This window comes from Frankia sp. CeCAU1 (assembly GCF_977971845.1).
In genome coordinates this window covers 6,690-7,624 of sequence record NZ_CDWWXA010000195.1, presented here as the reverse complement: position 1 = coordinate 7,624, position 935 = coordinate 6,690, and the positions used below count along the sequence as shown (strand labels likewise).

The window sequence follows — 935 nt, the reverse complement described above, 5'->3', positions numbered from 1 at the left end:
GGGGGCAGGCCGGTGAGCGGGTCGGGTTCGGTCGGGTCGATGCCGGCTTCGTCTAGGGCGGTGGCGTGGTCGTCGGCGGCCTGCTGGTCGGCGAGGTCTTGGGCGTCTTGGACGGCGGCGTCACGTTCGGCGCGGCGGGTGTCTTCATCGCCCCAAGTGACGGTGATCGCCCCGGAGAACAGAAGGTCGGCGGAGGCGGCGGCGATCTCGCTCGCCAACGGCACGTGGACCTTGGTGCGCTGCTGCTGAGGCGAAGCGGGCTGGCCCCAGAACCACCGGGCGACCGCGCCGACGACACCGCCGCGGTACTGGGCGGGACGGTCGAAGCTGTGCTCGCTGGAGCGGGCCATCGCGGTGCCGCCGTAGACCGCGGAGAGCTTCTCCGGGTCTCCGAGCCACCAGGCGGCGAGCCGCTCCATCTCCGTGAACGGCGCGGTGAGGTGGGGCGGGGGCCAGGGGGTGTTTCCACCGGTCGGCAGCGGCACGCCGGGCCTCCGATGTCACGCTACGTGAAAGTTGTGATCTTCATGCGCGGGGTCGATACCCGAAGTCGGTTACTCAGAGTCATAATCGGCCGGTTCGTAGCGGGCGGTGAACGTCGCATCGTCGAGGACCTCGACCTGGTCGCCGCGGCGCACCAGCCACGACCCGGCCAGCATCCACACCGACCCGGCCGGGCCCCAGAACATCGCCCCACCGTCCGGCTGCACCGTCACCGGATTCCCCGCCAGCTCTTCGAGCTCGGCCCGGTTGCTGCCGGTCCAGTGGACGGCGTCGATCTCGACCGGGCGGGTGTGGTGGGTGGTCACGGCCTCTCCTCGTGCGTGTTCGGCGTCGACTGCGCGCATCGCCACGGTGTACGGCTCACCGGTCTCGGCCATGCGGGCGCGGATCGCCCTCTTCCGGGCACGGTTCTCGGCCATCAGGTCCTCTCA

The 935-nt window shown here is 70.9% G+C and carries 2 protein-coding genes; both read right to left on the bottom strand.

Annotated elements, in window-relative coordinates:
* On the bottom strand, positions 1–485 hold a 485-nt coding region (locus AC08OO_RS21815), incomplete at its 3' end, for a hypothetical protein (protein ID WP_476618998.1).
* A 69-nt stretch (positions 486–554) separates the two neighbouring features.
* Positions 555–923, bottom strand: coding sequence for a hypothetical protein (locus tag AC08OO_RS21810; RefSeq protein WP_476618997.1), 369 nt, complete (start codon positions 921–923; stop codon positions 555–557).
* Between the last annotated feature and the right edge of the window lie 12 nt (positions 924–935).